Origin of the sequence: Dankookia sp. GCM10030260 (assembly GCF_042666655.1) — a bacterium.
Classification (GTDB): Bacteria; Pseudomonadota; Alphaproteobacteria; order Acetobacterales; family Acetobacteraceae; genus Paracraurococcus.
Genome location: NZ_JBHTDE010000060.1, coordinates 1 through 3535, shown reverse-complemented (window position 1 = coordinate 3535; position 3535 = coordinate 1). Strand labels below are relative to the sequence as shown.

Annotated in this window: 2 protein-coding genes; both read left to right on the top strand. The window is 64.3% G+C overall.

Going from position 1 to position 3535, the window contains the following annotated elements:
* Positions 1 to 214: 214 nt before the first annotated feature.
* Positions 215 to 637: a response regulator gene (locus ACFQS7_RS30695; protein WP_380070943.1), complete on the top strand. Its 423-nt coding sequence runs from the start codon at positions 215 to 217 to the stop codon at positions 635 to 637.
* A gap of 569 nt (positions 638 to 1206) precedes the next feature.
* The gene (locus ACFQS7_RS30690) at positions 1207 to 3261 is read left to right on the top strand and encodes a PAS domain S-box protein (protein ID WP_380070942.1); all 2055 of its coding nucleotides are present in this window, start codon (positions 1207 to 1209) and stop codon (positions 3259 to 3261) included.
* Positions 3262 to 3535 lie beyond the last annotated feature (274 nt).

Below are 3535 nucleotides of genomic sequence, written 5' to 3'. Positions count from 1 at the left end.
TTGCGCTCACAGATAGATGGGCGCCAATCGACCGAGGTAGCCATCTACAAACTATAGCCAAAGATATTTAAATATATCCCATTTATCAACCTATAAGATAAAAACAACCTTGTTTTCACACGACTAAGTGAGTTGCGGCTATTCGTTATAAATATACCTGGAGTTGTATTCCTTGGAATGCACAATCACGGCGTGACAAGGGAGCAAGCAAGCAATGCCACTCCGGGTTCTGATCGCCGAAGATGAGGCGCTGGTCGCAATGTCGCTCCAAGACCTGCTGGATTCTGACGGGCACGACGTTGAAACCGCCCCCAACGGCGCCGCAGCACTGTCAGCGGCACGGTCTCTCGGCGGCTTACTCGACGTCCTCGTCACTGACCTCAACATGCCATTCCTCAGCGGCGAAGACCTGATTCACGATCTGCGGACTGAGCGACCTGACCTCCCGGTTGTGGTGGTCAGCGGCTCGCCGCCACCGGGCGGAGCGGCGGAACTACGCGCGATTAGCGGCGGCTACGGCCCGCTCGTCCTGCTGGACAAACCCGTGGACCACGAAGCCCTGCTGAGGGCCGTGCGCGAGGTCGCATGCACCGCCACCCAGCCCACCACCGAATGGGTGCAGATGGCCGCCGAATGAGGGTAGCCAAAGCTAGCGCCGAGCGGCTGGACGGACCAGGGGACCACCCTGATTAGCGAGGACGACCTGATATTCCGTCAAAGGGCGGCCGGGACACCATGCGATCTGGCTACGAGATCGTTGAAGCGGCTGATGCTGACGCTCCACTCGCATCGTTGGAAAGCGGCCCCCAAACCCGGGGCGGTCGGTGTCCTTGATGCAGCCCCGGTCGGCGCGCTTCCCGGCCAGTAGGGGCATAGTTGCTGAGGCGAACTGCGTCTGCCGCCCACTGCACGACTCAGGAAATCAAAAGCCAATCGGCTCCCGTGCGCCCACGAGGGATAGCTGGTCATCCTCTAGGGCGACCGCCGGTCCAGCACACTATCCTCTGCCAGAGCCGACTGAAAGGCGGGACGCGAGTGCAACTAAGCTTATGGCTTTCGCCGCATAGGTAGATTATATGCCATAAAATGCAATCTAGTGAGAGTAGCCGGTCGGCACCTTCTCTGGACCGAGCAACACTAGGCGGCCTTCGGGCGCACATCGTCGCACTCGTAGCTGCATCCCTCCTTCCAGCTTTCGCAGTTGGCATGATCGCCGTTTTGGCGGCGGTGGGCAGCTATCGCCAAGCCTTCGACGACCGGCTCGAAGGTACCGCCAAGGCACTGGCGAGCGCGGTCGAGACCGAGATCGCTTCCCATGCCCTCGCCCTCGCCACCCTGGCTACGGCTCGCAGCCTCGACCGAGGGGGCGACTTGGTGTCGTTCCACGAGCAGGCGCGACAGGTCGCCGGCATGCTCGGCACCCGCATCTTTCTGCTGGCACCGGACCACTCTCTGCTGCTGCAAACGCACCTTCCGGTAGACGCAGTACTGCCCGACCGACCGAACATCGAATCAGATAATCTGGTCCGGCAGGTGTCCGATACCGCCCGTCCTGTGGTCGGCAATCTCCAGCGTGGGCAGGTGACCGGGCGATGGGTCGCGCCGGTCTACGTCCCGGTCATCAGAGACGGGCAGGTCATCTTCACGCTGGGGATCGCCTTGGAAGCCGACCGTATCTCGCGGATGCTAGTCGGGCAGACCTTCCGCGACGCCGGCTATGCGTCGCTTGTGGACGGGCGCGGGCGAATAGTCGCCCGCTCGGCCGAGCCCGAGCGGTACGTCGGCCACACCGTCCGAGGCTGGGTGACCGACGGCGCTCAGGTGGGCGAGGCTGGCACACTACGAGGCCCGAACCGCGACGGCGTTGAGGTCGTCACGGCATTCCGGCACATCCCTGGTGCACCAGGGTGGTTCGTCACCGTCGCCGAGCCGTTGTCCACCTACTATGCGAGCCTGCGAGGCCCGCTCGCCATGCTGGCGATCGGCGGCCTCGGCGCGATGGTTCTGGCCCTCACTGTCGCAATCTGGATTGGCGGACGAGTACTCCGGCCGGTCGATTGGCTAACGCAGAAGGCGGAGCGCGTCGCGGCCACTAGGGGTGCCGCTGAGATCATACCTCATGGACCTCGGGTGCACGTGAAGGAGTTCGAGCGCCTGCGTGCGGCGGTATTGCAGGCACATGTGGCGCTTCGGGAAAGAGCGCAGGCGGTGGCGGCCGGAGAAGCGCGGTTGCGCGCCGTCCTGGACACCGCCGCGGATGCCATCGTCGTGACGGATGAGGGCGGGACGATGCTCTCCTTCAACCGTGCCGCCGAGGCGATCTTTGGCTATACCGGCTCAGAGGCAGTCGGCCAGAACGTCGCAATGCTCATCTGCACTGATTATGCCGCACAGCCCGATGTCTGCCTTGCCGCCTACTTGCAGACCGGCGAGAGAAAGGCAGTCGGCGTTGGGCGCGAGGTCGAGGGGAGGCGCAAGGATGACTCCACCGTGCCGCTCGACCTCTCCATCGCCGATTGGCGGGATGCCGCGGGAGAGTGCTTCTTCACCATCATCATGCGCGACGTCTCGGCCCGGAAGGCGACCGAGGCGCGGCAGGACATTCTCGTGCGTGAGGTGGACCACCGGGCGAAAAACATCCTGGCAGTCGTGCAATCGGTCCTACGCCTCACGCCGCGGGACCAGCCAGGAGCCTTCGCTGCCGCGGAGACACGGGTCGCTGGGCTCGCGCGCGTCCATTCGCTGCTGGCAGAAGGCGGCTGGTCGGGTGCCGACCTGCGCACCGTCATTGAGCGGGAGTTGGCTGCCTACAGCGTAGTACAGGGCGTCCCGGCAAGTGGCCCGGCAGTGCTCCTCGATGGTCCCCCGGTCGCCCTTGCACCGACTGCGGTGCAGCCGCTTGCCATGGTGCTGCACGAGTTGACCACCAACGCAGCCAAGCACGGGGCGCTTTCCGTCCCCGGCGGGACGGTCGAGGTGCGTTGGACTGTAGGGCGCAGGAAGGGGGAAGATGGACTGCTCCGCCTGCGCTGGGCTGAAACGGGTGGACCTCCTGTTGTCGGCAAGCCGGCTCGTCGGGGCTTTGGCACGCGGGTAGTTGAGGCCACGGTGGGGGGCCAGCTTGGCGGAACGGTGGAGCGGCGCTGGGAGCCGACCGGTCTGGTAGTCGAGATCGCGGTTCCAGTAACGCGCGTCTTGGCCGGCGCTGAAGCAGCCGCGTCGGCCGGCACAAATCCGGAAAGAAGGGCGAGCGCCGCATAAGCGGCGAGGCCCAGAGTGGGGCTTGTCGGACAGGCCACGTGTGCCCGATGGTTGCGGGGGCTATTGGGTGGCCTGCTTGGTCTCGATCTCGTCGAGCACCGCCTCGGGGGCATCTTGTTGCATGGGTCGGTGACCTGGACACGCTGAGCCCTGTTCGAGCTCGGGATCATGTGATCCGGATGTACTCCGGCCGCCCAAGGTCGAGCATGTGGTTCAGCACCTTTGCAGCGATGGCTACCTCGGTCGATTGGCGCCCATCTATCTGTGAGCGCAG